The sequence below is a fragment of the Staphylococcus chromogenes genome (assembly GCF_029024625.1).
GTDB classification, from domain to species: Bacteria; Bacillota; Bacilli; order Staphylococcales; family Staphylococcaceae; genus Staphylococcus; species Staphylococcus chromogenes.
This window is the reverse complement of record NZ_CP118953.1, coordinates 942,073-968,133: the sequence shown is the minus strand read 5'-3', so window position 1 is coordinate 968,133 and position 26,061 is coordinate 942,073. Positions and strand designations below refer to the sequence as shown.

General features: G+C 34.2%; 29 protein-coding genes and 2 riboswitches. Of the genes, 9 read left to right on the top strand and 20 right to left on the bottom strand.

The features are described from left to right. The first annotated feature begins 145 nt into the window (after positions 1-145). Positions 146-1,192, top strand: a complete 1,047-nt coding sequence (locus PYW36_RS04775) for a proline dehydrogenase family protein (protein WP_084276030.1) — start codon at positions 146-148, stop codon at positions 1,190-1,192. Between the two features lie 209 nt (positions 1,193-1,401). On the opposite strand, the gene ribH is transcribed toward PYW36_RS04775, so the two are convergent. The 7 genes from ribH to PYW36_RS04740 form a co-directional block, all read right to left on the bottom strand. Continuing rightward, positions 1,402-1,860 (bottom strand): 6,7-dimethyl-8-ribityllumazine synthase, encoded by a 459-nt coding sequence (ribH, locus tag PYW36_RS04770; protein ID WP_037574478.1) that lies wholly within the window; start codon positions 1,858-1,860, stop codon positions 1,402-1,404. 17 nt (positions 1,861-1,877) lie between these two features. After that, on the bottom strand, positions 1,878-3,059 hold the full coding sequence (ribB, locus tag PYW36_RS04765; protein WP_103158786.1) for a 3,4-dihydroxy-2-butanone-4-phosphate synthase: 1,182 nt from the start codon (positions 3,057-3,059) through the stop codon (positions 1,878-1,880). Between the two features lie 13 nt (positions 3,060-3,072). Further along, positions 3,073-3,702: a riboflavin synthase gene (locus PYW36_RS04760; protein WP_103158787.1), complete on the bottom strand. Its 630-nt coding sequence runs from the start codon at positions 3,700-3,702 to the stop codon at positions 3,073-3,075. Positions 3,703-3,706: 4 nt separating this feature from the next. Continuing rightward, positions 3,707-4,753, bottom strand: a complete 1,047-nt coding sequence (ribD, locus tag PYW36_RS04755) for a bifunctional diaminohydroxyphosphoribosylaminopyrimidine deaminase/5-amino-6-(5-phosphoribosylamino)uracil reductase RibD (RefSeq protein WP_103158788.1) — start codon at positions 4,751-4,753, stop codon at positions 3,707-3,709. A gap of 146 nt (positions 4,754-4,899) precedes the next feature. Continuing rightward, a riboswitch (FMN riboswitch) is annotated at positions 4,900-5,029 on the bottom strand. 114 nt (positions 5,030-5,143) lie between these two features. Then, positions 5,144-6,772 (bottom strand): FAD/NAD(P)-binding protein, encoded by a 1,629-nt coding sequence (locus PYW36_RS04750; RefSeq protein WP_103158789.1) that lies wholly within the window; start codon positions 6,770-6,772, stop codon positions 5,144-5,146. 531 nt (positions 6,773-7,303) lie between these two features. Then, complete coding sequence (gene sagB / locus PYW36_RS04745) at positions 7,304-8,170, bottom strand: peptidoglycan release complex glucosaminidase SagB (protein WP_037574490.1); 867 nt, start codon at positions 8,168-8,170, stop codon at positions 7,304-7,306. Between the two features lie 162 nt (positions 8,171-8,332). After that, positions 8,333-8,557 (bottom strand): hypothetical protein, encoded by a 225-nt coding sequence (locus tag PYW36_RS04740; protein ID WP_037574491.1) that lies wholly within the window; start codon positions 8,555-8,557, stop codon positions 8,333-8,335. A 195-nt stretch (positions 8,558-8,752) separates the two neighbouring features. Between PYW36_RS04740 and PYW36_RS04735 the strand changes: the two genes are divergently transcribed. Together PYW36_RS04735 and PYW36_RS04730 are read left to right on the top strand one after the other, a co-directional pair. Further along, positions 8,753-9,220 (top strand): sigma-70 family RNA polymerase sigma factor, encoded by a 468-nt coding sequence (locus tag PYW36_RS04735; protein WP_103158790.1) that lies wholly within the window; start codon positions 8,753-8,755, stop codon positions 9,218-9,220. Positions 9,221-9,237: 17 nt separating this feature from the next. Continuing rightward, positions 9,238-9,666: a competence protein ComK gene (locus tag PYW36_RS04730; RefSeq protein ID WP_037574495.1), complete on the top strand. Its 429-nt coding sequence runs from the start codon at positions 9,238-9,240 to the stop codon at positions 9,664-9,666. On the opposite strand, the gene PYW36_RS04725 is transcribed toward PYW36_RS04730, so the two are convergent. Further along, positions 9,646-10,098: a hypothetical protein gene (locus PYW36_RS04725; protein WP_037574497.1), complete on the bottom strand. Its 453-nt coding sequence runs from the start codon at positions 10,096-10,098 to the stop codon at positions 9,646-9,648. The two genes, PYW36_RS04730 and PYW36_RS04725, sit on opposite strands and share 21 nt — an antisense overlap. 100 nt (positions 10,099-10,198) lie before the next feature. Continuing rightward, entirely contained in the window at positions 10,199-10,909 is a 711-nt protein-coding gene (locus tag PYW36_RS04720; RefSeq protein WP_037574499.1) for a transaldolase, read from the bottom strand. 149 nt (positions 10,910-11,058) lie between these two features. Here PYW36_RS04720 and PYW36_RS04715 point away from each other — a divergent pair, with 149 nt between their 5' ends. From PYW36_RS04715 to PYW36_RS04705, 3 genes are read left to right on the top strand one after another with little or no spacing between them, the layout of a single operon-like run. Further along, on the top strand, positions 11,059-11,361 hold the full coding sequence (locus PYW36_RS04715; protein WP_037574501.1) for a hypothetical protein: 303 nt from the start codon (positions 11,059-11,061) through the stop codon (positions 11,359-11,361). Positions 11,362-11,378: 17 nt separating this feature from the next. After that, positions 11,379-11,744 (top strand): fluoride efflux transporter CrcB, encoded by a 366-nt coding sequence (crcB, locus tag PYW36_RS04710; RefSeq protein WP_103158791.1) that lies wholly within the window; start codon positions 11,379-11,381, stop codon positions 11,742-11,744. After that, positions 11,741-12,115, top strand: coding sequence for a fluoride efflux transporter FluC (locus tag PYW36_RS04705; protein ID WP_037574506.1), 375 nt, complete (start codon positions 11,741-11,743; stop codon positions 12,113-12,115). Before crcB ends, PYW36_RS04705 begins: the two co-directional genes overlap by 4 nt. 131 nt (positions 12,116-12,246) lie before the next feature. On the opposite strand, the gene PYW36_RS04700 is transcribed toward PYW36_RS04705, so the two are convergent. The 3 genes from PYW36_RS04700 to metK all read right to left on the bottom strand — a co-directional run bounded on the left by PYW36_RS04700 (position 12,247) and on the right by metK (position 15,530). Beyond that, complete coding sequence (locus tag PYW36_RS04700; RefSeq protein WP_103158792.1) at positions 12,247-13,083, bottom strand: aldo/keto reductase; 837 nt, start codon at positions 13,081-13,083, stop codon at positions 12,247-12,249. A gap of 249 nt (positions 13,084-13,332) precedes the next feature. Continuing rightward, a complete protein-coding gene (locus PYW36_RS04695) occupies positions 13,333-14,241 on the bottom strand; it encodes an NERD domain-containing protein (protein ID WP_037574509.1) in 909 nt (302 codons plus the stop codon). An 89-nt stretch (positions 14,242-14,330) separates the two neighbouring features. Next, on the bottom strand, positions 14,331-15,530 hold the full coding sequence (gene metK, locus PYW36_RS04690; RefSeq protein ID WP_037574511.1) for a methionine adenosyltransferase: 1,200 nt from the start codon (positions 15,528-15,530) through the stop codon (positions 14,331-14,333). A 108-nt stretch (positions 15,531-15,638) separates the two neighbouring features. Then, positions 15,639-15,749, bottom strand: a riboswitch (SAM riboswitch). Between the two features lie 213 nt (positions 15,750-15,962). Between metK and pckA the strand changes: the two genes are divergently transcribed. Then, positions 15,963-17,543 (top strand): phosphoenolpyruvate carboxykinase (ATP), encoded by a 1,581-nt coding sequence (pckA, locus tag PYW36_RS04685; protein WP_037574513.1) that lies wholly within the window; start codon positions 15,963-15,965, stop codon positions 17,541-17,543. Positions 17,544-17,577: 34 nt separating this feature from the next. On the opposite strand, the gene PYW36_RS04680 is transcribed toward pckA, so the two are convergent. Both PYW36_RS04680 and ytkD read right to left on the bottom strand, forming a co-directional pair. Continuing rightward, entirely contained in the window at positions 17,578-18,363 is a 786-nt protein-coding gene (locus tag PYW36_RS04680; RefSeq protein ID WP_172458435.1) for an alpha/beta hydrolase family protein, read from the bottom strand. Beyond that, positions 18,350-18,814, bottom strand: a complete 465-nt coding sequence (gene ytkD / locus PYW36_RS04675) for an RNA deprotection pyrophosphohydrolase (protein ID WP_037574517.1) — start codon at positions 18,812-18,814, stop codon at positions 18,350-18,352. The genes PYW36_RS04680 and ytkD overlap by 14 nt, the downstream gene beginning before the upstream one ends. Positions 18,815-18,876: 62 nt before the next feature. On the opposite strand from ytkD, the gene yidD reads away from it, so the two are divergent. After that, positions 18,877-19,107: a membrane protein insertion efficiency factor YidD gene (gene yidD, locus PYW36_RS04670; RefSeq protein ID WP_037574520.1), complete on the top strand. Its 231-nt coding sequence runs from the start codon at positions 18,877-18,879 to the stop codon at positions 19,105-19,107. Here yidD and menC read toward each other — a convergent pair. The 5 genes from menC to amaP all read right to left on the bottom strand — a co-directional run bounded on the left by menC (position 19,104) and on the right by amaP (position 23,106). Further along, positions 19,104-20,093, bottom strand: coding sequence for an o-succinylbenzoate synthase (gene menC / locus PYW36_RS04665; protein ID WP_103158793.1), 990 nt, complete (start codon positions 20,091-20,093; stop codon positions 19,104-19,106). The genes yidD and menC overlap by 4 nt on opposite strands. Beyond that, the gene (gene menE / locus PYW36_RS04660) at positions 20,090-21,499 is read right to left on the bottom strand and encodes an o-succinylbenzoate--CoA ligase (protein WP_037574527.1); all 1,410 of its coding nucleotides are present in this window, start codon (positions 21,497-21,499) and stop codon (positions 20,090-20,092) included. Before menE ends, menC begins: the two co-directional genes overlap by 4 nt. 256 nt (positions 21,500-21,755) lie before the next feature. Next, positions 21,756-22,250, bottom strand: coding sequence for an Asp23/Gls24 family envelope stress response protein (locus PYW36_RS04655; RefSeq protein ID WP_103158794.1), 495 nt, complete (start codon positions 22,248-22,250; stop codon positions 21,756-21,758). Positions 22,251-22,297: 47 nt separating this feature from the next. Then, positions 22,298-22,540 carry a DUF2273 domain-containing protein gene (locus tag PYW36_RS04650; RefSeq protein ID WP_037574531.1) on the bottom strand — a complete coding sequence of 81 codons (243 nt, stop codon included), beginning with the start codon at positions 22,538-22,540 and terminating at the stop codon, positions 22,298-22,300. 20 nt (positions 22,541-22,560) lie between these two features. Further along, a complete protein-coding gene (gene amaP, locus PYW36_RS04645; protein ID WP_037574533.1) occupies positions 22,561-23,106 on the bottom strand; it encodes an alkaline shock response membrane anchor protein AmaP in 546 nt (181 codons plus the stop codon). A 320-nt stretch (positions 23,107-23,426) separates the two neighbouring features. Between amaP and PYW36_RS04640 the strand changes: the two genes are divergently transcribed. Further along, positions 23,427-24,173 carry an SDR family NAD(P)-dependent oxidoreductase gene (locus PYW36_RS04640; protein WP_037574536.1) on the top strand — a complete coding sequence of 249 codons (747 nt, stop codon included), beginning with the start codon at positions 23,427-23,429 and terminating at the stop codon, positions 24,171-24,173. 530 nt (positions 24,174-24,703) lie between these two features. Here PYW36_RS04640 and PYW36_RS04635 read toward each other — a convergent pair. Beyond that, positions 24,704-25,558 carry a PrsW family glutamic-type intramembrane protease gene (locus tag PYW36_RS04635; protein WP_103159661.1) on the bottom strand — a complete coding sequence of 285 codons (855 nt, stop codon included), beginning with the start codon at positions 25,556-25,558 and terminating at the stop codon, positions 24,704-24,706. Positions 25,559-26,061 lie beyond the last annotated feature (503 nt).

Here is a 26,061-nt window from a genome sequence, read left to right as displayed (position 1 = left end):
GATTGAAGATTTTATTTAAGATTATTCGAACCTTTTCACTATATTTTTATAAAAATCAAAAAACTTTTATGAAACCGTTTTCCTCCTAGCGATAATCGTGATACACTATCACTATTAGTATGACAGAGATATGGGAGGAATAGAAATGAGTTTTGTTAAGAATTTTTTCATTGCTTTATCCAATAATACCTTTTTGAACAATGCCGCAAAAAAAGTAGGTCCCTCATTAGGTGCAAACAAAGTAGTTGCAGGCAATCAATTACCAGACATTGTCAAAACGATAAAGCGCTTAAATGATAAAAATATCGCCGGTACAGTTGACATTCTAGGGGAATTTGTCCATAACCGACAAGAAGCGATAGATGCAAAAGATGAGATTTTAAAAGTGATGAAAGTGTTACATGACAATCATCTCAATGCGCATATGTCGATTAAATTAAGTCAACTCGGCATAGAATTTGATCGTGCATTGGCATTTGAAAATGTTCACGAAATCGTCAACACAGCTAAAACTTATGATAATATGCATATCAATTTTGACACAGAAAAATATGATAGTCTGTTTGACGTCACTCAAACACTTGATCGATTGAAAAGTGAGTTCACCAATGTAGGTACAGTTATTCAAGCTTATTTATTTAAAGCTGATGTTCTCATTGATAAATATCCAGAATTACGTCTCCGCCTCGTTAAAGGTGCATACAAGGAATCGGCACATATTGCTTACCAAACAAAAGAAGAAATTGATCAGAATTACATAAGACTTATCGAAAAACGTTTATTAAATGCGAAAAACTTCACTTCAATTGCCACACATGATCATCATATTATTAATCATGTTAAACAATTCGTAAAAGATAATCAGATTGATAAATCTCAATTTGAATTTCAAATGCTATATGGATTCCGTACAGAGTTAGCAGAACAAATTGCAAAAGAAGGTTATAACTTTACGATTTATGTGCCTTATGGTGATGATTGGTTTGGTTACTTTATGCGTCGTTTAGCCGAAAGACCGCAAAATTTAACATTAGCATTTAAGGAGTTCGTAAAACCTCAAGCTTTAGCTATTATTGGTGGAATCGCAGTTCTATCGACGCTTTTAGGATTGAAAAAGAAAAAATGTCATCATCAAAAACCTTGTTCTTCAGAAAAAGAGATGAAAAACAAACGCTGTGTAAAAAGATTATAAACCGTTGAAACATAAATAGATTTATATGGTATTAAAATAGCCATCAAAATTTACCTAATGGTAAGTTTTGATGGCTTTTCAAGTATTGGTGGATTTTAAGTCTCAGCCAGTTTTTTGTCTTGTTGTATGATTTCCGAATGAAATTAAAGAAATTTGTAGGAGAGTATGCATATTAAATATTCCCCCTATTTTTCTTCCTCACTGAATCATTAGAACTTTTTAAGTAAATTTGCCATTTCAATAGCGCCAACAGCCACTTCTGCCCCTTTGTTACCTGCTTTCGTTCCGGCGCGTTCAATAGCTTGTTCAATATTTTCAGTCGTCAATACACCGAATATCACAGGTACACCTGTGTCTTCACTCGCTTTTGCGATCCCTTTAGCCGCTTCATTACACACATAATCGTAATGTGATGTTGCACCACGAATGACACATCCTAATGTAATCACAGCATCATAGTTTCCTGTTTGCGCCATTTTTTTCGCAACTAATGGAAGCTCAAAGGCACCCGGTACATACGCAATATCGATATCCTCTTCTTTGACTTGATGACGTATTAGCGCATCAAATGCTCCATCGACTAAACGTCCTGTAATAAAATCATTAAAGCGACTTACAACGATTCCTATTTTTAAACCTTCTCCAATTAATTGTCCTTCAAATTTCATATTAATAGCCTCCTAAATTAAATGAGATGTCCCATTTGTGTTTTTTTAACTTCTAAGTAGTCATGATTATTTTCGTTTTCGTTTGTAATTAAAGGTATTCTTCCTTTAATATCGATATCGTATTTCTTTAAACCTTGAAATTTATCTGGGTTATTGCTTAATAAATGTACAGAAGAAACGCCAAGATGTTTCAAGATTTGCGCCGCAATATCATAATCACGCAAATCTGGTTCAAAGCCTAAAGCTTCATTGGCAGTGATTGTATTATAGCCTTTCTCGATTAATTCATAAGCTTTCAACTTATTCATTAAACCAATTCCTCTGCCCTCTTGAGGAAGATATAGAATGATACCTCCATTTTTTTGAATGTACGCCATGGCTTTTTCCAGTTGCTCGCCACAATCACAACGTTCACTATGAAAAATATCCCCTGTTGCACAAGCTGAGTGGATACGTACATTCATTTCAGGATGAATATCCCCTTTAATAATTGCGAGATGTTCTTGTCCATCAAACTCTGAGGTAAAGCCAATCATATCAAATGAACCGTAACGGGTAGGTAACTTAACTTTTGCTTCTTGTTTAATTAATTTGCGGTGGACTTTAATGTAAGAAACAAGTGCTTCTATTGTAATCATTTTTAATTGATGTTTTTCTTTAAAAGCTTGTAAATCCTCTCCACGAGCCATCGTACCGTCTTCATTCATAATTTCACAAATGACACCCGCTGGCTTTGCTCCAGTTAACATTGCTAAATCAATCGCAGCTTCTGTATGACCTCGACGCGCTAATACACCGTTTTCTTGTGCGATGAGAGGGAACACGTGCCCTGGACGGTTAAATGACTGTGTATTCATATTTTCTTGGATGAGCGCACGAATTGTATGAGTACGCTCATATGCACTTATACCAGTACTTGTAGAGACATGGTCGATACTTGTTGTAAACGCTGTCCCATGTGGATCAGTATTCATAGCAACCATCGGAGATAATCCTGCTTGAACTGCAATAGATTTTGATATAGGTGCACAAATTAGTCCGCGTCCATATTTAGCCATAAAATTAATCGTGTCATCTTTCATCCATTCAGTGATAGCAATAAGATCGCCTTCATTCTCACGATTTTCATCATCTAAAACGACAATAGGGTCGCCTGCTTTTAGTGCATTTAGGGCACTTTCAATTGAATCGAATTCCATCCTTATACCTCCATTAAAAACCTGCTTTTAGTAAATCGTTTAATTTAAGTTCCTGTTTGTTGTGATTTAAAGCTTGAACATATTTAAATAACATATCTGTTTCAAGATGCACAGCATCTCCTTTAGATTTTAAAGAAAGTGATGTAGCTTCTCGTGTTTCAGGAATTAAATGAATCTCAAAGGACGTATTAGATTTGTCAAAAACTGTCAAACTAATACCATCCACTGCAATCGAACCTTGAGGAATCATTTGAGCTAACAAATCTTTAGACGCTTCGATGGTATAAATCCATTCATTAGGCGATTGACGTACATTTGTAATCGTCCCCTTGCCATCGACATGCCCTTGTACAAAATGACCACCTAATCTGCCTGTAGCGAGCAATGCACGTTCAAGGTTAACACGATCACCTACTTGAAGTTGTCCTAAATATGTTTTATTTTCTGTACCTAAAATAACATCTACTTTAAAGCTATTTTCGTTAAATGAGGTCACTGTTAAACATGTTCCGTTTACACTAATAGAGTCTCCTCTTGACATATCTTCTAAAATTTTAGAACACGAAATCGTGATTTGGGTTGTAGGAGATTGTTTGCGGATAGATTGAATTGTTCCGACTTCTTCAACGATACCAGTGAACATCATGTCACTTCCTTTTCATGTGTATTTTCACATTAGTATCTATTAATGAGGTCTCAACAATTTCAAATTGGTGTACATGGTCTAAGTCTAGAATTTCTTCAGTTTGATAAAATTGATTTAAACCTTTTCCACCAATGATTTTCGGGGCTAAATATAAAATAAAATGCGTTATCATATTAGATGATAAAAATTGAGAGGTAACCTTTGGACCTGCTTCGACAAGAACACGTCCAAATCCTTTTTGATATAAATCTTTTAAAATCGTCTCCACGTGACATTCTTCTAAACAAATGATTTTTACATTTGGTAACGATGTTTGGAGCTCTTTGTTTTCTGTATAAATCATTATCGGACTTTCTTGGTCATGAAACATTTGTAAGTCCCACTGTATCTTTCCTTTTTTAGACAAAATGACTCTTGTAGGATGATGCCCATTTTCTTTTCTGACCGTTAAGCTAGGATTGTCTTTATGCAGCGTCCCTGTTCCCGTGATAATGGCATCATGTTGATGTCTCAATTGAAATACTTCTTCTTTAACAGAAGGATTTGTAATCCATTGACTTTCATCATCATCTGTTGCTTGTTTCCCGTCCATACTTGCACTTACTTTAACAGTGACGATTGGAAATCCATTTTGTTTACTTTTAAAAAAGTCTTGATACAGTGCCATTGCTCTCGGATGTGGGCGATAGTCTACCCTAACACCTGCCTCTTCCATCATTTGATGACCTGTTGCTGGAAGCGTTATGTCACGAGCAGCATACACCACATGGGCTATTTTTGTTTCAATTATACGTTTAGCACAAGGTGGAGTTTTTCCAAAATGCGAACAAGGTTCTAACGAAACATACATTGTGGCACCTTCAACATTTTTAGAACCCGCCATATCAATCGCTTGGATTTCGGCATGGCGTTCTCCTTGTTTAAGATGTGCACCCATTCCTATAATTCTGCCATCCTTCACAATAACGGCACCCACAGAGGGGTTTAAACCCGTTTGTCCTTCGACTAACTCAGCTAAAGTAATGGCTTTATCTAAATAATTCAGCAATCTTTCACCTCAAAAAAAAACCACCCGATTGTCGATTCGAGTGGAAGTTAATATTTTAAAAATAGACAACTTTAAGAAACTGACGTCTATTTAAAAATTCATCAGAAAATAAACATAAAACCGTTTAAATTTTATGCTTGTGACGATTATTCTTCCTCCCATCCAGACTTTCACTGTCGGCTCTAGAATCTCACTAGATCAGCCATAGTTAATAACTACGGGTCGCAGGCTTTATTTACTGCCGGTTGGGAATTTCACCCAGCCCCGAAAGAATAGCTTATGAAATTGTATTGAGATAAAAAGATACTCAAGCACTTAATTAAGTACTTGAGTCTATATTAGCTTACCTGTTCATTTTTGACAACGAATTGACACGCAAACAGAGTGATATTACTTTTTCTTTTTCTTATTTTTCTTTTTCTTCTCTTTTTTCTTTTTGTCTTTTTTATGTTTCTTTTCTTTCTTGTCATTTTTAGAGTCTTTCTTATCCTTAGCGTCTTTTTTCTTTTTATCTGCTTTAATATTTTCTTTTTCTAAGGTTTGCAGTTCATCTAATGTTTCATACAAGTTTTCAACCGAACGCACGGCTTGTTGTACAATCGCTGGAACCCCATTACGATGATAATTGACACCATTGGTCATTTGACCGATGGCTCTCATATTTTTTAATGTCCCGTATAATGGGCTAACCACTTCATTGGAGGTTGGAACGATTTGAATCCCCCCCATTGGATGGGCTTGAACAATTTGACGATCGGCAATATCTAAAAGTAGTTTGTCATCTTCGTCTAATTGCGCTAAATGTTTTTTAGACCCTGTTGCATTAATCACCACATCCACTTTGATTTCCTCTTCACTATTTTTAAATCCAAGTCTAAATTTACCATAATAATGACGAAGATTTTCTAAACCTGAGAGCACTTGTAAATGTCCTGATTTAATTTCTCTAATGACCAAACGTGCTGTTTCCTGCGGCATTGGATTGGAGTTTTCCACGATATATCTTTGATATTTATGCATAAAGCGCTCTTGATTTTCACGGCTAAAACTATTCCAAATCCAGTCCATATTTTCTTTTATCGTTTCTAATAGACTTTGTAATGCCCCAACGTCTTCAGGATGATTTAAGTCATAGTTTAAGTCTCTCACGGCGTCATATTTTCGACGTTTAAGCAGTTTTTGTAATGGGATGCTATAGTCTTCACATTCTTTTTTAAATAATTCAATCGCCTCTTCTAATGGCACAACACCCATATTTTGACGTTTTAGATAATCAAAGTTTTCAGGTGTGACATGTTTTAAAGTAATATCAATCATTTCGCCCCGAACACTCGGTAATTTGCCACTTCGTCCTGCGACAATAATCGGTTTCTTCTGATGGTGACTCACTGCATAACGTATGACATCCAAACTTGCTAAACCACTACCAATAATTGCAATCTCGTCTTCATCATTTACATTATCTAACGTTCGATTCGCTGGATAAGGAGATTGAATATAATTTGGCGTCCCTTTAAGTTGATAAGGATCGTTGTAACTCATTGTCCCTATTGTTAAAAATACATAATCATATTTTTTACAACTAGAAACATCGTCTCCAGTACATAGATTAATGGATTGAGGTAATATTTTATTACGCGCTTCCTCAATAAACATATGCATGACTTCTTGCGTTATTACATTGATATTTTCAAATGTATTATAAAACGTTTCAAGTTGCCCTTTCATATAATGACCAAACACAAAACGTGGTAAATAAGTTGCATCACCATAATCAAATTTATTTTGAGATTGATACCATTCTTTAAATTCATTTAAATTGTCTTGATTTAAAGAAATCATATCTGCAGGTACATTTGTTAACAAATCTTCACTGTCATCTTGAAATGGTTTACCTTGTCCCATATTTACTTCGTTATCATAGACATCCACTTCTAATTGTTTAAACTGCTTAAATTTCACTAAATGGCGGAGAACACTCACACCAGCTGTTCCCATTCCAATAATCGCCACCTTCATACTTCATCACCCTTTCTCCAATTATCATTTAATTTTACCCTATTTTACCTAGGATAATTAATCTCTTTTCAAAGCCTCATCACGCATATTTAAATTCAAATATGCGTGCGTTTTTTTACATGTTGAGGATGAAATCGCTAATACTTCGGGCTTATAGTTAACTTTGATTTTAATGGTATGATGGGCTTGTTGCACTTCTCATAAAATCAAATTAACACTTTTTCATAATTATGAGCTACAATGAAGTAGTACCTACTCAACCCATATTTGTAACTAAAGCAAATTCATATTCTGTTCTTAAAGATTATTATACCATTAGGTGAAACATCACTATCATTAGTACATTTTAATATTTTTAAACGAATTAAAACTAGAATAGCGTGAAATAAAGGAGTTAGGGAAATGTTAAAACGTATTTTCAAATTATTAATCACAACAGTCATTTTGTTCTTTTATTTAGGCCGAAAGAATAACGCAAAATAAACCTAAAAAAGCCAACTTTCAATAATAAAATGAAAGTCGGCTTTTAAGTTATTCGTGGTTTTTACCATCTTGATGTTTTTTATCGTCTTTATAAACGTACCAATTAAAATATTTTCCTTCTGTCTTCATATCTTTGTAAAAGTCAGCCATGATTGTCGCATTACTTTTTGCCCAATTAATATCTGTTGCATATTGATGTTCTCCAGGATTTTTAGGATTCCATCTCATACTATAAAGTGTATTTTGTTCAGGGTTTTTTAAATAATGATCATGAATAAATTCGGCACCACCGTAAATGGCTTTTTGTGGCGTATCCCAACCTTTTTTCTTCGCATATTCTGCGCCAGTCTTAATCGGGTCTTCATCTAAAGCACCGACACCATAAAAGTTGTAATATTTTTTACCATCGATTTCGACACCTTTAGAAAGTTCAGAGGCTACTGAACCAGTTTCTAATAGCGCATGAGAAATTAAATAAACCTCATTCACATGTTTTGCTTTTGCTGCATTTAAGAAATCCTCAGTATGGTTAAGCAATGTAGGATGATTGATTAACATACGTTTAATACGATTTTCATCAATGCCTTGATATTGTGATAAATCTAAAAATTGATATTTTTGTTTTTTGTCATCCATAAATCCTGAACTATCCATCGCCTGACGAATTTCAGTCGGAGAGGCATCACGCCAATTTGTATGGTCTTTATTTGACACTTGTTGACTCGTATAGTTGTCTATTTGTTTTTTGGCTGCTTGATCTAATGTTACATTCAATTTTTCAACACGTTCGACCTGCTTAACCGATTTGAAAAAGATTTGGTCTTTAATCATTGAAAAAAATAAAAATCCTGCAATTGCCGTCACAATTAGTAACAACACTACAGTTATTATTGAACCTTTTTTGTGCTTTCTCATAAACACACCTCTTCAAAATGTTGTTTCAATAGAAAAAAGAAGTTTCTATTAAACATTCACGCTTGAATACAAATTTTACCACCAATATGACCCGAAAACAATTGAAGTTATACCTTGTCATGAATTCATAAAAAAAAAGTAATGAATATGTAAAGAAATTCATTACTGTTTAGGGCGAGAATAATCCATCATAATAAAGCTTACAGCTTGAGAACGATTTTTATAATAATATTGTGTTAAGTCTATTGTTCCCTCTGTAGCGCCTTCACGATACATCATTTCTTTCGTCATATTATTAATCATGACAAACTCAGATCGATCACGGATAATGTCTAAATCATCATGACGTGCGAAAAAATGTTCTAAGTTTAAATGTTCGTAATCCATATGTTCCTCCATTTCCCATTCTATGTAAAAAACGTCGAAATTCTACATTAAGGACTAAATTTTTCTAAAACACAAACCTTTATGTCGTTGTTACGTTGAATTCAATCTAAAAATATCATAAAAATCCATGTGCCTCAATTAATAAAAACTGATACAAAAGATTCGACCGGTCAATTTTACATTAGGAGGAAAATTATGAATTACGAAGATTTATATATGAAATATGAAAAGTATATACACTATCTTCTCAAAAAATACTATATTCGGTATAATTATGATGAGTATTTTCAAATGTTGATGATTCGTTTATGGGAACTCCAACATCAATATGATTACAGACGTTCGAAAAATTTCCATGCTTATCTCCGCACTAAACTTCACTTTTATCTTTTAGATCTTTTTAGAAAACAACAGATGATCACCATTTTATCAGAAGCCTCCCTCGCTACTCAAATAGCTCCGAAAACATCATTCTTATCACTAGAACTTTATTTCATATTTAATCAACTGACATCCAAACAACGTCAATGGCTCGTTTACCATCTTCAAGGCTACACGCAAAAAGAAATATGTGAGAAGATGTGTTGTGCTTTAAGCACAATCAAAAATTATCAACGGCAAACTTATGACATCTTAAAAAGCAACATGAGCCCCCGTCCATAGAAAGGAAGATGTACTCATTGAACAATCACACTTTATTATATTTTAAAACTGCTGAGTCTTTAACGTATGCTTTAAAGGTACAATATACCACTTTTTCTATATATTCAACGCTTAGCCTTCAACGTTTTATCCAAGTGTTACTTAAAGAACACCACAAACATTTATCCACACAAATTGCACTCTCCAGTGAATTGCTCCATATTGGACAATATATTCCAATCTTTGTTTCTCCTCAACTCATCATCTGTCCACTTTATGCCAAACGTTCCACAGAGCAAATTTATATCAATATGGTACAAGTCATTGGAATGCATTCTTTTAGAAGACAAACACACATCATTTTTTCAAATTATCATCAGATTACTGTCAATGCCCCAATAACCTTCTGTGCTAAAAAATGGAAAGAATGTATGCTATTAAGTCAGCTACTTATGCATTCGATTTAATTTATAATCAATTAATCGTTTTGTAAAAAATGCATTCACAGGTTTCATTAATAATAATGTGAGGAGTGTAGCAAAAATACTCGTAATCATAATTATACTCACGTACGCCCCATTCAATGAAGATGTAGGATCTATTAGATGCTTTACTGAAGTTAAAGTTAATAATAGGCCTAAAATGAAAAAGCCTAATAATATCACATTGGCAACGAATAAACCTATCAAAGCGCCTAATAAATGCATTTGAGATTTTTCTTTGGAATTAAATACTTTTTGCTTTAAAAAAGAGACGACAAATTGATTGTTTGTTTTGTAATTTTGGATAAACTCGCTTTCATCATAGTGTCTGAGTGTTTGAGCCAAACGTGTTTTCTCTTTTTTATTTAAATACCATAGTTGTTTTGTAATTGTCTTTTCTCTTGAACTTTTAATCATTGAATTACTCCTTATGGGTTATGAAATAAGATAAAAGAATAGACTCAAACCTTCGGAAAAATCCGAAGTGTTTGAGTCTTCTTTTTTTACATTGACTCGATTATAAAATACTTAAACCTGAACTTTGAATGTCTTTAGAAAATCCTTTAACTGTATCGACTGAAAGTTCATTTATATCACGGCCGATGTTGGGGACTTTTTTAACGACATCACTTGGACAAGTAATAATATCTGCACCAATTTCGTCTGCTTGTACGACATTGAATAATTCACGACAACTTGCCCATAGCAATTGCACACCTTTTTTACTATGAGTGACTTCTACTGCCTCTTTCATAAGCGGTAAAGGATCTACACCAGTATCTGCAATACGCCCTGCAAATACAGATACATAAGTTTCTACGCCTTCAGTCACTGCTTCTGTAATGTCTTTAACTTGTTCGATCGTATAAACAGCTGTGACGTTTAATTTCACACCTTTTGCAGACAACTTTTTAATTAAAGGTAACATTGTTTCACCTTTTGTATTTACAATAGGTATTTTCACAAAAATATTTTCACCAAATTGTTGGATGATTTCAGCTTCTTTTTCCATTGTTTCCATATCATCTCCGAAAACTTCAAAAGAAATTGAAGCATCCGGAATAGCTTCTACAACTTCTTTAGCAAATTGTTTGTAATCTTTGACACCTGCTTTAGCCATTAAACTCGGATTCGTTGTAAAACCGTCAACTTCTTTATTTTGATATGCTTGTTTCATTTGGTTAATATCTGCACCATCTGCAAATACTTGCACTTTTAAATTATTCATAATGCCCTCCTAGAAGTAAGATTAGATATTTAAGTTATATCATTTTTTATAGTCTTAACGCTATATTTACGCTTACAAATTATCAAAAGTATCCATTTCTTTAATGAAATAAAATATGATATGATATGTAACGATAAGGAGGCATTCATATGTCAAAATCCAAAAAATACTTTTATTTAGCTTTATTGCTAACACTTATTAGCTTATATTTAAACTCCATGAATCCTTTATTAAACTTACACTTTCAATCCGTAGTGAAAATCATTATATTTAGCATTTTTGTTAATGCGCTCATTTTAATCCTTGCTATTATTTTTGCAGATAAGTCTATTAAGTATTTGCCTAAATCAAAGAGTTGGATACATAAAGCTTCTAAACTCCTACCTTGGTTCTTATTAATTGTGATTATTTTCCATATCATTACATCGCTATTTACATTTGGTATTTTCTAAGCGAAAGTGGTGGAAATATGCAGTACTTTTTTATTTTTTTAGGTGGAGCTTTGGGTGCTTTGCTGCGTTACTTTTGTTCCTTAATCCCCTTTTGGTATGAGCTACCGGTTGGCACTTTTTTCGCCAATATTATCGGAGCTTTTTTTATGGGGCTTATAAGCACATATGCACTCCATCTTTTTAAAAGATATCCTCAGTTAAAAAAAGCGGTTACAACCGGGGTTTTAGGAGCCTTAACGACATTCTCAACTTTTCAATTTGAACTCTATTCAATTGTTCAAAATGAGGCATGGTTCGAAGGCTTGTTTTACTTTATAGTCAGTAGTGGCATGGGATTAATTAGTTGTGGCTTCGGTTATAAATTGGGAGCGGATTTATCATGACACTCATTGCTATTTTAATTGGCGGGGGCATTGGCGCCACTTTAAGAGCTTTTCTCACTGAACTCATTCCTCCACAAGGACGCTACTCCTTTCCATTATCTACATTTATCATTAATATAAGTGGTTGCTTTATGTTTGGCTTTTTGACGCCTTTATTCACAGAGCACCACGCATTATATTTTTTCGTTTTTGTAGGCATATTAGGAGGATTCACCACATTTTCAACCTTACAATTAGATCTTATTAAAATGATTCAACATCGACATTGGCAATCATTCATTTTGCTATTTGTCATACAATATTTAGGTTGTTTTATCGCTATTTTTATTGGTTATCAGTGCTCGTTCGTTTTATTTGACTCATTTCATTAAAATAGGTATTTTAATGAAATAATGTCTAAATAATTTATGATAGTATTTTATAAAGAAGAATCTCAACATGCGTTTTTCACGTAATAGAAAACATGCTGAGATTCTTTTTAACTTTTTTGTTCTAAATAGATTTATTGACCATTGAATGTAAGTGGATCAGGTCCAATACGACGATCTTCATTTAATTGATCTAAGCGTGTCATTTGTGCTTCGCTTAATTCAAAGTCAAATACATTTAAATTTTCATCTATACGGTTTGGCGTCACTGATTTTGGAATGGTTACAACACCATGTTGAATGTTCCAACGGATAATCACTTGTGCCGGTGTGCGCTTCACTTCATTAGCAACCTCTTGAACTGTGTTATCATCTAAAATTTGGGCGTTCATTAATGGAGACCAGGATTCCATTTTAATGTGTTGCGCTTCGAGATACGCTCTTAGTTTTGTTTGTGTTAAATATGGATGAAACTCCACTTGGTTAATAACAGGTTTGATTGAAGTCTCAGCAAGTAATCGTTCTAAATGCTCAATATTAAAATTGCTAACACCTACGTTTTTAACTTTTCCTTCTTTATATAATGCCTCCATACCTTTCCAAGTGTCAATCATCACATCTTCATCTTGGCCTGGCCAATGTACTAAATATAAATCTAAGTAGTCAAGTCCAAGTTTTTTCAGAGATGTTTCATAAGCTTCTGCCACATTTTCTCGTCCATAATCACTCATCCATAACTTAGATGTTATAAATAAATCTTCTCTTTTAAGTTGAGAGGCTTCTAAAGCTTCTCTAATACCTTCACCAACTTTTTCTTCATTTTCATAAATCATTGCCGTATCAATGCTTCTATAACCATTTAAAATAGCATGTTTGACCGCTTCTTTTGCTGTATCATCATTTTTCACTCTAAAAACACCTAGACCTACTTGAGGCATTTGATGATCATTATAAAATTTAACGTATTGCATATCGCACTCATCCTTTCTTGTTCACTTTAATCATACCCGAGTGGAATCTTCATCGTAAAATAATATGTTTTTACGCTACAAATTATCCATATAAAAACACAATGATTAACATCTTCTCCTTTCGCTCGTTACATTAATGAAACCGAATGAATAAATGATGACATGTTTACTTACATGCTCCAAAATCAAAAAAAGTGGACCCCACCCTTAGGCGTGAAATCCACTTTCTCTAAAATAATTGATATACAATTAATTGAACGCTTCAATTTCATCCATAATCGCTTGAAGATCATTCACATCATATTGAATTCTACCATGGAAAACAAATTTGTTAAAAAATTCGTCAAGTTGCGCAGGCCCTACTAACACCTTTGTTCCACTTTGTGGGGCATAATTAGAAATCGTAATATCCCCTTCATGTCTTGGATTAAAGTATAAGATAGGGGTCGGTGCATATTTAAGGTTAAGTTTTTGTTGTAACGTCGTTGCTAGTTTTTCTACTGAATCAAGATGCTTTGTGTAATCAATAACCGTAAGTTTTTGTTGATCTTCTTTTTGATCAAGCACGATGGTTTGTGGCGTTTGACCATCTAAATGTAATGTTTTGAAAACATGTTCCATCATTGGATTTTCTCTAAATTGGTTTTGACTCACACCTTGATAAACATGACCTTTTAGTAATTCTGAATCAATAATATATAAACCTGTTCTTGTAAGTACAAGGTGACTAATGCGCGTAATCTCTTCCAAATCATTTGTAGGCATAAAGATATTAGCCATGATATGCATATCTTCAGGACGAATTCGCTTTTCTTTTACCAATCGCTCACGTATGCCTAGCAATCTCATATCTGTAATGTACTCACTATCATTTTTAGAAAATAATTTTAAAGCATCAATTTCACGGTTTTTTGAGGAAACCATCGTGTCATATTCCTCTTTATGACGCGTATCTGATTTTTTCTTTTCGATGCGCGCCTTTTCTAACGCTTCTTTATGCTCATTGTTTAATTTTGTTTCTCTGGATTGATACTGATTCGCGTACGTTTCTTTAGCCTTTTTTTTGCTACGCAAGGCAAACAAAAATAAAACTAAAAATAAAAGTGCTAGTACACTCACAGCGATCAACCCAATCTGAATTGGATCTAATTGAGACATTAACAATTACCTACCTTTTTCTACATTTACTTTAATATATACATTATATAAAAAAGCACATCAAATCGCGAGTCTTTATAGAAAAAACATTATTTCTCTGAAGCGACCGCTTCTTTTAAAATCTCTGTTTTGTCTGTTTTTTCCCAAGGTACGTCAATATCATTTCGTCCAAAATGACCATAAGCTGCGGTTTGTTTATAGATAGGACGTTGTAAATCTAGCATTTTAATAATACCTGCAGGTCTTAAATCAAAGTTTTGTCGAACTGCCTCAATAAGAATATCTTCTGAAACTTTGCCTGTGCCAAAAGAATCTATTGATATGGAGACTGGTTGCGCAACTCCAATAGCATAAGCGATTTGAACTTCACACTTTTTAGCCAAACCTGCAGCCACAATATTTTTCGCAACATAGCGAGCGGCATAAGCGGCTGAGCGGTCAACTTTTGTTGGATCCTTTCCTGAGAAAGCACCTCCTCCATGACGGGCATAGCCGCCATACGTATCTACGATTATTTTGCGTCCAGTGAGACCTGCATCACCTTGAGGTCCCCCGATCACAAATCGACCAGTTGGATTAATAAAGAACTTTGTCTCTTCATCTATTAATTCTTTTGGAACTGTTTGATATATCACATGTTCTTTAAGGTCTTCTTGTATTTTTTCTAATTCGACTTCTTCGTGATGTTGTGTTGAAATGACGATGGTATCAATGCGTTGAGGTTGGTTATTCGAATCATATTCTACCGTTACTTGTACTTTTCCATCTGGTCTTAAATATTCTAATGTGCCGTTTTTACGCACTTCTGTTAAGCGTTTTGATAATTTGTGTGATAAATCAATTGGCAACGGCATATACGTATCTGTTTCATCAGTAGCGTAGCCAAACATTAAACCTTGGTCTCCCGCACCAATATTTAATGCTTCATCACTTTCATTATCACGATATTCTAACGCGCGGTCTACGCCTTGTGCAATATCAGGAGATTGTTCATCAATTGCAGTTAATACGGACATCGTTTTGTAGTCGTAGCCATATTTTGCTCGTGTATAACCGATTTGCTTCACTGTTTCTCTCACAACTTTAGGAATATCAACATAAGTTGAAGTTGAAATTTCTCCAGCTATTAAAGCCATACCTGTCGTTACAGTAGTTTCACAAGCTACTCGGGCATTTTGATCACCTTTTAAAATTTCATCTAAAATTGCATCAGAAATTTGATCTGCAATTTTATCGGGGTGGCCTTCTGTGACCGACTCTGATGTAAATAATCGTCTATTGTACGTCATAATAAGCTCCTTTGATTTTTAATAATTACGAAGTTCTCTCTCTAACTGAGCCAACAAAAAAGAGCCTTCACACTATAAAATAGAGAGAAGGCTCTAAACGTCCATTCGCTCTTATCGTTCAGACAATATTTGTCCGCAAACGGTTTGGCACCTTTCTTCATTAAGAAGAGGTTGCTGGGTTTCATTGGGTCCATGTCCCTCCACCACTCAGGATAAGAGAATCCGTTAAGCACTATATTACATAAATTTATGTTTAGTGTCAATTCCACCACAGCTTATGTTACTCAAATATATCAGCGATATCTCAATCTATTTATTTTTCTATTTTTCTTAATAAATTACCTAAATTTGGTAGGGATAATGAAATCAATGTGTTATACTCTTGAATTGTAAAGGCTTACATTACCGAAATAACTATTGGAGGGATTATTCATGTCATTTGACACACAAGCAATTGATGCTTTAATTCACAAGCCTTCATCTCACTTTCAATTAACAACGACAGAACTCTACAATAAAATTTTAAAACGAGAAGAAGCTGAATTGACTGAACTTGGCGCTATTAATGCTAAAACTGGAGAGTATACGGGTCGTTCTCCTAAAGATAAATATATTGTAGATAACCCTCAAGTGAAAGATGATATTGATTGGGGTCCAATTAACCAACCTATCTCTGAAGAAAAGTTTTTAAACTTATACTATCAGGTTATCGAATATTTAGATCAAAAAGAAGAAGTTTTTGTTTTCAATGGCTATGCAGGGAGCGATAAAGATTCCCAACTTGACCTTACTGTTGTGAACGAATTTGCTTGGCATAATCTATTTGCACAAAACTTATTTATTAAGCCTAGCTCAAAAGAAGAAGCCTCTAAGATAAAAGCAGACTTCACAATCATTTCAGCACCTACTTTTAAAGCCAACCCAGAAAAAGATGGCACACGTTCTGAAACATTCGTAATTATTTCATTTAAGCACAAAACTGTTTTAATTGGTGGCACTGAGTATGCAGGCGAAATGAAGAAATCAATCTTCTCTGTCATGAACTACTTATTACCTGAACAGGATATTATGAGTATGCATTGCTCTGCTAATGTAGGCCATAAAGGGGATGTCGCCCTATTCTTCGGTTTATCTGGTACAGGGAAAACCACATTATCAGCTGACCCTAATCGTAAATTAATCGGTGATGATGAACACGGTTGGAATGAAAATGGTGTTTTCAACATTGAAGGCGGTTGTTACGCAAAAGCAATTCATCTTTCAGAAGAAAAAGAACCACAAATTTTTAATGCCATTCGTTACGGTACTGTTTTAGAAAACTGTGTTGTCGATGCGCATGGTTATGTCGATTTTGATGATAACAAATTAACAGAAAACACACGTGCTGCCTACCCTATTCATCATATCGATAATATTGTCGTACCTTCAAAAGCATCACATCCTAACACAATTATCTTTTTAACAGCAGATGCTTTTGGTGTCTTACCTCCAATTTCAAAATTATCGAAAGATCAAGCGATGTATCACTTCTTAAGTGGTTTCACATCTAAACTTGCTGGTACTGAGCGTGGTATTACGGAACCACAACCTTCATTTTCAACTTGCTTTGGTGCCCCATTCTTACCATTAAATGCCAAAGTCTATGCCGACTTATTAGGTCGTTTAATCGACAAGCATGATGTAGATGTATATTTAGTGAATACAGGCTGGACTGGTGGAAAATATGGTGAAGGCAATCGTATTGAACTTCGTCATACACGAAAAATGGTTAATGATGCAATCAGTGGAAAACTTAAAAATTCAGAGTTTGAAGAAGATCACATCTTTGGCTTAAGTATTCCTAAGACGGTTGAGGATGTTCCTACAACAATTTTACAACCTATCAACGCTTGGACAAATAAAGAAGCCTATGACAAACAAGCCAGAGACTTAGTGGCAAGATTTAAAGACAATTTCAAAAAGTTTGGTCCAGAAACTGAACATCTTGAAAAATCAGGTGGATTTAAAGGGTAATAATAAAGCTGTGAATGCGTCTATTATAGACACTTCACAGCTTTTTATTTGTTTTATGGAATTCAATATTTTCCATCCATTGTTGAATCACTTTTAGTACTTGACACATCGCATTTGGCCGCGGAACATGTCCTTCATCAAGTTGGTAAAAAGCCTCAAATGTAGCTCCAACTTTTTTTAGATGGGCTTCTAAAGTATAAGCTTGATGAATCCCCACTTGCACATCTTTGCCTCCGTGAATAATTAAAATGGGGGGCGCGCTTTTGCCAATATGTTTCATCGCATCACGCTTTTCATAAGCTTGCAGCGCCTTTTTAGGATGACCCACCATTCGTCGTAACATCCCTCTCAAATCGACACGTTCTTCATACATTAAATGTAAGTCACTCACTCCACCCCAGATAATATAGCTATCTACTTGTGCATCTTGAAATGTTAAAAGACCTTGAATCCCGCCTCTTGAAAATCCTATCAAATGAAGATGAGCTTCTGGGAATTGCGCTTTTAAAATTTGAATAGCTACTGTCACATCCTTCAAATCTTCTCCCGCAAAATCATCTTGTCCCTCACTCCCGTTATTCCCTCGATAATACGGGGCAAATACTAGCGTATGATTATCAATAAATTGTAAGAGACGCGCAAGTCTCACGCGTCCGACTTGACCTTTTCCTCCACGTAAATAAACAATAATGCGTCGTACAGGTTGAAATGGGATTAAACTTAACCCTTTGACATGAAGACCTTCGACCGCATACGTTAATTCTTCGACACGGTGTGTTTGTAGTTGTGATGGCATCCGTTTACGATTAATAAAATCCAAGCTCACCCATCCTTTCAACACATTTCAATATGGCTGGATCTTCTAACAAAAAGCTTTTATTTATATCAGGAATATCATCAAGGGTCTCAAAACAAATTGGTCCATCAGTTTCAAAATAATCATTTTTAGAATCTATCGAATGAATAAAACAGACAAAGACATCTTTAGAAAACGTCCGTACTTCATTTGACACAGTATATTGCGCGATGTAGTAAGCCGCTTCCAATTGTCCTCCTGTCTCTTCATAGATTTCACGGGCCAATGCGATTTCACTCGACTCACCTTGCTCGCGTTTACCTCCTGGAAATTCAATGCCCCGACGACGATGTTTTGTAAATAACCATTGTTGGTTGAATCGTGTCAGTCCTAAGACATGATCCCCTGTTCGTTCATCATTTGGGCCACAAAAACGTAAAGTAATATGTTGGTTCTTCTGATCAATAAACTCCAAATGCCATTCCCCTTTACTCATTATGTTAAAATAAAATCAATACAAAAAAGGAGGTTTCAACTTTGAAACGACTCTTCATTGCACCTATACGGTTTTATCAAAAATTTATATCCCCTCTTACGCCCCCATCTTGCAGATTTTACCCAACATGTTCCAATTATACAATCGAGGCCATCCAAGTTCATGGCGCAATCAAAGGAACATGGCTTGGAATCAAAAGAATCTCAAAATGTCATCCACTCCATAAAGGGGGCTTTGATCCTGTACCTTTAAAAAAAGAAAACAAACATTAAAAAGGCTTTAAACAACGACGGTCAACCGTTGGGGGCTGAAAATATAATTGTCCGTCCCTAAGTTGACCTGATGTTGCACACAAGTCAACGTCAAAATAGTAACCATGTGGTGTCACATCCCCTGCGTAGTCTCCTTGTTGACTGAGCCACGCTGTATAATATCGACTTAATGCAGCTTCATACATGCCTCCTATAACAATTTTGACACCCTCTTTTTGCAATTGATGGATTAACTCTAGCGTCCGATCAATTCCACCTAGGCGAAATGGTTTTATCACAACAACAGAGATAGGATAAGACTTACGAAGTTGAGAAATAGCCTGTATAGAAGTGGCTTGTTCATCAATAGCAATAGGTGGTAACACGTCCGCCTTTTTTAATAATTCATTCGTATGAAAAGGTTCCTCTATATAAGAAATCTGTGCTTTAGTTAATTGTTTTAAAGTCGGTACATCCGATGCAGATAACGTTTGGTTTGCGTCAATACTAATTGGCATATCAGGATACATAAGTCGTATTATTTGAACTTGTTCTAAAATATGTGATGACCACTTTAGTTTTAGACGTGCGACGTGATCTAATTGCACAATTCTATCATTAAAATCTCCATTAATCGTTTGTATGGGCGCAATTTGAAAATAAGATAACGTATGAAAATTCGGATATAACGCCATCATCACAGTTGCTCTAGCTGCTGGTGCCTCGTTGAGAAGATTTAAACTTTCAACCAATTGGTCAAAGGAATGTAACGGTTGCCCCTTCGTTTGGGTAAACCAATTTAAAATATCTCTTTTTACAGAATCAATGGTTTCTTCGTAATACCAATCTGAATCAAAAACATTAGATTCTCCAAACCATTCTTTACCCGTGTTATCTACAAGTCCGATAATCAGTGTTTTACGGTGGGTCATTGTCACTTTTGGAGTTTGAATCATTTGTTTAAAACAAGGTTCAAAAATATAAAAATTGACATCTTTTATAATCATAAATGTCCCTCATTTAAAACCTGTCTTTGTAATTTACCAGTACTTGTATATGGTAAAGTTTCTACTAAATATATCACTTTAGGATGTTTGTATTTTGCTAAGCGTTCATTTAACAATTCTTGTAGACCTGTAATCACTTTTTCCCCTATGGAACTAACTACATAAAGAATCGGTCGTTCACCCCAAGTGTCGTCGGGAATGCCCACACACATCGCATCTTCAACGCCATGAAATGTTTTTGTTAAAGCCTCAATTTCGAACGGATAAATATTTTCTCCGCCACTAATAATTAAATCTTTTCTACGATCATAAATCGTTACATAGCCATCATTGACACTTGCGATGTCTCCCGTATTAAAAAAGCCTTCATCATCAAAAGCTTGCGAATTCACTTCACTTGGATAAAGATAGCCCTCCATCACATTTTGTCCTTTAACACATAGTATGCCATGTCCTTGAGCATTGGGCTGACTGATTTTAATTTCTTGTGAAGGTCCTACCACTCCGACTGTATTGGGATGCGTTTTAAGCATCTTAGGAGAAGCAGTTAAAAATTGGGAGCAAGTTTCTGTCATGCCAAAAGAATTATAAATCGGAAGTTCACGTTCTAATGCGCTCTGAATCATCGTTTCGTCTAGTTTCGCCCCGCCTAGCAAGATTTTTTCTAAAGTATACGGTTGATCTAACCCACCATTCATGAGTCTAATCAAAGTTTGGGGGACTAATGAAACATGCGTTAACTGTTTCGATTTGATACATTCAAGGGTCTCCACAACGTCAAATTTTTCTTTTAAATAAACAGTAAAACCATATATAGCACTTCTAATAATGATACTAAGACCTGAAATATGATAAATTGGCAAAACAGTGAGCCACTTAGATTCTGAGGAAAATCCTAATGTAGCCTTGCATTCTTTTGCACTTGCCAAATGATTTTTAAAACGTTGTGGCACAGCTTTTTGAGGACCCGTAGTGCCAGAAGTAAACATTATAGAAGCAATATTTTGGATGTTAAAATCTGCAAAAGCAGTGGGCTCGGAATTACATATTGATTGAACTTCATGATATAAATAGACATTTATCGATTCGGATAGTTCTATCGGTTTTGTAGTAATCACATCGCGCACATTGACAGAGTCTAATTGTTTGATGATTTCATTTGACGTTAATCTGTGATTAATCATCACTACTTCTATGCCGTAAAGCCATGCGGCATGCACAGCAATGATAGCTTCAATCGTATTGTTAACGTAAAATCCTAAACGTGGCACATTTAAAGATTTTAATTTTTTCCCGAACTCTACTGAATGTGCATATAATTCTTTAAAAGTCATTTGCGATTCATCTGTTTCTATCGCAATAAAATCAGGCTGTTCGGTTGCACGTATTTCAAGCCAATGTTTCATATCTATGCCTCCAAAAACAATCTCAATACTATTATAAACTTTATTTGATTGCGTTGCACAAAGAGGACTCAAATTAGGGGGCAACTTTAGCTTTAGGAATTAATAACCCAAAATCTAAAAGTCACAATTGTCATTTATTAAAATTTATATTTTCATGCTACTTTACAAAGTAAAACTCTCATTAAGAAGTTCACCTCACATCTCAAGACATAAAAAAAACACCTAACACAAATTGTGCTAGGTGTGAACAACGAAATTATTGTAAACCTTTGTTTTCGTTATTGTTTTGTCTATTTTTTTCATTTTTTTGTTGCCATTCTTTACGAGTCATCACATCGTCTACTTGCATGTTCACTTCAACAACGTCTAAACCAGTCATGTGTTTTACTTGCTCTTTAATAATTTCAGTAACTTTACGGAAAATTTTTGGTGCTGATTCACCATATTCTAATACAACTTTTAAATCAATAGCAGCTTGTTTTTCGCCAACTTCAGCACTTACACCTTGTGCAACGTTATTGCCACTTGAAAATGAACCACTTAAGCTATCTACAAAGCCGCCTTTCATATCTAAAATACCATTGACTTCACGTGCAGCAATGCCAGCAATTTTTTCAACGACTTCATCAGTGAAAGTAAGGTTATTTTTGAATTGAGGTTCACTTTGAGCGTTTTTTTCTTTTTCTTCACGTACTTTATCATTTACACCTGTTTGTTCATTATAAGCTTGTTTGAAATTTTGATTAGCCATTTAAAACACTCCTTTTAAATTAATACTTTCTCTTTTTTTCATCTAAACTAACTAAGTCTATTTATGAAATTCAAGAAATCTTGCGTACGATCTTTAATATACCCTAATCCTATTCCTACTAAACACAAAAAGGCAATAAGGATAGTTTTCCAAAAACCAAGTGTAATAAACAAAATAGCTAAAATTAGAAATAAGAGAAAGCCAATAATGCGCCATTTATATGCATTGAAAAAATTTGCTAACGTTTCAACTGCAGCTTGGTTCGATTGGTGATTTTCATTATTATTCATGGAAACCCTCCTTTTCACAACTATACAACACGTGGCTCATTTGAATTTTTACGTTGATCACGTACATTTATCTCAAGTTTACGAACAGGTATCTCAGCAAAGTGTTCAACACTTTCTTTAATATCGTTACGAATCTTCTCATTGAGAGTTTGTACATTTGTTGTACTTGTTGGTACTAAATAATCTGCTTTGATGTCGATATAACTATTATTCTTCTTATTATAAAGTTTAGAAATGACGTTAGGTTGACGAATATCATCATATTGTTTCAAAGTATCATAAACTGTGTTTTCGATAGACTTGCGAGAAACATAGATATGACCGTCACTATAATCTTTATATAAACCTGGTTTTCGATGTGTCGGTTTAAATGCGCTAAAGAATAATATTAAACCGATTAAAATTAAAAAGCCTGCCAATCCAATTAATAATGGTTGGAACCAATTGAACTGGTAAAAATAATTTTGATATTGTTTAATGGATTGATGATCTATGTACATAAATAATAGAAAACCAACAATCACAACAATTAACAACCCTAGAATGAAATTTTTCAATCTTTTCATTATTATTCTCACCTCCTGAAAGCATTCACTACTCTTAAATCTACCCTTAAAAAAATAATAAAAAACCTAATATGATAAAATTTATTAAAAGTATCGAAAACCGCATCATGCTTTCTTGATTAGAAAATACGTTTTCATAAAGTCTACCTCACATTAAATACTGTTTATTAAAAAATCGTTAAATACATTTATATTCCTAAGGTAATCTCCACATCTATTCAGAAAAACGATTTGAAAGTGTTTTAACCATCGATTTAACGTGGTATATATACAGTAATTCAAATTGTAGAATTACAAATTTAATTAAGGGAGTTTTGAAAATGAAAAGACTAGAAAATAAGGTTGCCATAGTCACTGGAGGCGCAAGTGGAATCGGAAAAGCAACAGTTGAATTATTTGCTGAAGAAGGTGCTAAAGTAGTTGTTGCAAATATAGGGAATAATGGTGAAGAGTTTGTAGAGGAGCTTAATAAGAATGGTAAAGATGCCCTCTTTGTCTCTACAGATGTCACTGTCGAAGAAGACGTTAGCCGATTAATTAAAAAAACTGTTGAACATTTTGGTAGATTAGACATCATGTTTGCAAATGCGGGCATTGCAAAAGATACAAAAGCTGTAGATCTCTCATTTGAAGATTGGAAAAAAACGATTGATGTCAATTTATCTGGAGTATTTTTGTCAAATAAATATGCCATTGAACAATTTTTAAAACAGGAGAGTAAGGGTGTCATCGTTAATTGTGGTTCCATTCATAGTTTTGTTTCTTTACCACATACAACGGCATATTCCTCAGCAAAAGGTGGCGTTAAATTGCTAACTCAAAATTTATGTACAGCTTATGCCAAAGAAGGAGTACGTATTAATGCAGTGTGCCCAGGTTATATTGAGACACCGCTATTAAAGGATATTGAAGAAGACAGCAAAAAATATTTAGAAAGTCTGCATCCACAAGGTCGATTAGGCCGACCAGAAGAGGTGGCTAAATCTGTTCTATTTTTAGCAAGTGATGATGCGAGCTTTGTCAATGGTACGACACTTTTAGTCGATGGTGGCTATACTGCAATTTAGAATTGTAAAACTTAATATTTGAATTAAATAAACAACATCATGGGTCAGTTGAAAAACTGGCCTACTTTTATGATGGACTCACTAGTTTTTACAAAATGAAAAGTATGTAAAATGCTGCATCAAAGGCTACGATACCAATGATATAATTGATAGCCGTTCTTATTTTGATTTTAGTTAAATTGGTCAATATTAACATCTCATTATTAATTTTATGTCATATACACTGATTGGAATTCAGAGAATGTCTATGTGTGTCCTTTCATTTTAAATGTAATATAAAAGTTTAAATGTAATATAAAAGTTGTGCAATTTCTTTTTTTACATCTTTCATATCATTTTTTCCTTAAACTTCATTTGTGAAGTCAATCTTGTTAAAAAACTATTACTTAGCGTAAGTGCTAGAACTTAATAAAAATAGGTTCTATACTTTTATAAATTCGTGAAGCTATCGTTCACCTGTTAAAAGTATAGAACCTATGAAATCTATCATGTTATATCTTAAAAATGAATTTGTCCCTTTATAATATTAATTAATGATTCGGGAATTGACCCTTTTGATGAGTTACAACCTTATCCACCGTCTTAAATGCTAGAAGTGCCAAAGATAGGTTTAATGTGAGTAGTAACACTGTGAAGTTACCTGTATTTGAACCTATTCCTTCATTGAAAGGCGTATTGTAAATGAAGTGCATCAGTATTGGTAAAAGGACACAAACTAAACCTTGTATTTTAGTTATACCAGTACCTTTAGCAATAAGCGCCACTATGCCAATGGCAAAGATCAGTGTGAATACCCAATGTGTACCACCTGAAAAAGCAATTCGCTCTAGAAGCACAGAAAAGCCATCAGCTTTAGCTAAAAATATTTCTTGGAAAGTAAAATTACAATCCTCGATAATTTGGAAACCTAGACCAATAATCATACCACTCACTAAAGCGTTCTTTAAATCCATTTTTTTGAGGATAAGCAATACAAGTAACACTGCGAGGCCTTTACCGAATTCTTCAGCTAAAGGTCCACCAATCGCCGGTCCCCAATCTGCTCTAATAGAATCTGGAATTTTAAAAATGACAATTGTAATATATCCTACGATTGTATGGCCGATATCAGAAAAATAGACAGAAGCAGTTAGCGCCATCACCCAACTTAAATGAATTACTTTTTTAGAAATTTCAAAGCGTTTTGCTAAATAACGAGTGAGTAAAATTAATGGTATCGCATAGATAGCAATAAGAGAGATATTAAGCAAAAATAATGGATACTTATCTTCTAACCCATTCGGTTTACCAAAACTCTCATAAAAGATTTTGCAACCAGAGAAAAAACTCCATACTGCCAGAAGTATAAGTGCATGATATTTGTATTTGTTAAATAAATTTTTCATGATGTACCCTTTCTATATGAATTTTGACAGAAAATAAAACAATATGCACAAATATTACTCCTACCGCTAAAAAAGATGAAGTTAATAACTATTAAACATTGTAGTATCGAATCGTGGGAATACTTCCCCATCAATAGTCATTTTCTAAAATGCTGAGCGATTATGTTATAAATTTGGCTTTTAGCTTTTAATCATCATCGGTGCTATATTGAATTACTATAAATTCATTAACTGTATTATATATTTAAAATCTATAAATAGGCTATAAGTTAATGAAATTTTAAGATTCATATCAAAGCCCTTACATTGAAGAACACTGTTTATTCTTTTGGCATATTCCCGTGTCCTTTTTGAAGAAAATTTAACTTAAAGAAAAGAATAGTGATTCATGTTATAAGAAAGATTGAAATTCAATTCTGATTTGTTATGCTTTTGTAAGTTCATTTTTTTAATTAAATCTAGCAATTCACAAAATAAGTTTCGATTGAGGCTAAGTTTAATGA

Coding starts and splice junctions, on each gene's coding strand:
- PYW36_RS04775 (WP_084276030.1), top strand. CDS start 146: ATGAGTTTTGTTAAGAATTTTTTCATTGCTTTATCCAATAATACCTTT.
- ribH (WP_037574478.1), bottom strand. CDS start 1,860: ATGAAATTTGAAGGACAATTAATTGGAGAAGGTTTAAAAATAGGAATC.
- ribB (WP_103158786.1), bottom strand. CDS start 3,059: ATGGAATTCGATTCAATTGAAAGTGCCCTAAATGCACTAAAAGCAGGC.
- PYW36_RS04760 (WP_103158787.1), bottom strand. CDS start 3,702: ATGTTCACTGGTATCGTTGAAGAAGTCGGAACAATTCAATCTATCCGC.
- PYW36_RS04750 (WP_103158789.1), bottom strand. CDS start 6,772: ATGAAGGTGGCGATTATTGGAATGGGAACAGCTGGTGTGAGTGTTCTC.
- sagB (WP_037574490.1), bottom strand. CDS start 8,170: ATGAGAAAGCACAAAAAAGGTTCAATAATAACTGTAGTGTTGTTACTA.
- PYW36_RS04740 (WP_037574491.1), bottom strand. CDS start 8,557: ATGGATTACGAACATTTAAACTTAGAACATTTTTTCGCACGTCATGAT.
- PYW36_RS04735 (WP_103158790.1), top strand. CDS start 8,753: ATGAATTACGAAGATTTATATATGAAATATGAAAAGTATATACACTAT.
- PYW36_RS04725 (WP_037574497.1), bottom strand. CDS start 10,098: ATGATTAAAAGTTCAAGAGAAAAGACAATTACAAAACAACTATGGTAT.
- PYW36_RS04720 (WP_037574499.1), bottom strand. CDS start 10,909: ATGAATAATTTAAAAGTGCAAGTATTTGCAGATGGTGCAGATATTAAC.
- PYW36_RS04715 (WP_037574501.1), top strand. CDS start 11,059: ATGTCAAAATCCAAAAAATACTTTTATTTAGCTTTATTGCTAACACTT.
- crcB (WP_103158791.1), top strand. CDS start 11,379: ATGCAGTACTTTTTTATTTTTTTAGGTGGAGCTTTGGGTGCTTTGCTG.
- PYW36_RS04705 (WP_037574506.1), top strand. CDS start 11,741: ATGACACTCATTGCTATTTTAATTGGCGGGGGCATTGGCGCCACTTTA.
- PYW36_RS04700 (WP_103158792.1), bottom strand. CDS start 13,083: ATGCAATACGTTAAATTTTATAATGATCATCAAATGCCTCAAGTAGGT.
- PYW36_RS04695 (WP_037574509.1), bottom strand. CDS start 14,241: ATGTCTCAATTAGATCCAATTCAGATTGGGTTGATCGCTGTGAGTGTA.
- metK (WP_037574511.1), bottom strand. CDS start 15,530: ATGACGTACAATAGACGATTATTTACATCAGAGTCGGTCACAGAAGGC.
- pckA (WP_037574513.1), top strand. CDS start 15,963: ATGTCATTTGACACACAAGCAATTGATGCTTTAATTCACAAGCCTTCA.
- menC (WP_103158793.1), bottom strand. CDS start 20,093: ATGATTATAAAAGATGTCAATTTTTATATTTTTGAACCTTGTTTTAAA.
- menE (WP_037574527.1), bottom strand. CDS start 21,499: ATGAAACATTGGCTTGAAATACGTGCAACCGAACAGCCTGATTTTATT.
- PYW36_RS04655 (WP_103158794.1), bottom strand. CDS start 22,250: ATGGCTAATCAAAATTTCAAACAAGCTTATAATGAACAAACAGGTGTA.
- PYW36_RS04650 (WP_037574531.1), bottom strand. CDS start 22,540: ATGAATAATAATGAAAATCACCAATCGAACCAAGCTGCAGTTGAAACG.
- amaP (WP_037574533.1), bottom strand. CDS start 23,106: ATGAAAAGATTGAAAAATTTCATTCTAGGGTTGTTAATTGTTGTGATT.
- PYW36_RS04640 (WP_037574536.1), top strand. CDS start 23,427: ATGAAAAGACTAGAAAATAAGGTTGCCATAGTCACTGGAGGCGCAAGT.
- PYW36_RS04635 (WP_103159661.1), bottom strand. CDS start 25,558: ATGAAAAATTTATTTAACAAATACAAATATCATGCACTTATACTTCTG.